Genomic DNA, 230 nt, shown 5'->3' on the forward strand with positions numbered 1-230 from the left:
ACTGCAGACCGACTAGGAGCCACTAAAACTCTGGTTGCATACTCTGGTGGAGGGTTATCACGCAATTGGGCCGGCATAGAAAAAGGCTTCGTAGTACCCGACTTCCTGAATAAAGCTGGTGCTGTACTTTACGATCAATCTGCATATGAGGGACGCCAAGTCGATCTGGTCGTTGTTTATCTTGGCGGTAACGATTTTAGCACGCCTATTTATCCCGACGAACCTTGGCC

1 pseudogene is annotated in these 230 nt (G+C 49.1%); it reads left to right on the forward strand.

Going from position 1 to position 230, the window contains the following annotated elements:
- Positions 1-230: pseudogene (locus Q4519_RS22270) on the forward strand (lipolytic enzyme); the annotation flags it as partial.

Source organism: Motilimonas sp. 1_MG-2023 (assembly GCF_030547455.1).
Taxonomy (GTDB): domain Bacteria; phylum Pseudomonadota; class Gammaproteobacteria; order Enterobacterales; family CBDFNC01; genus Motilimonas.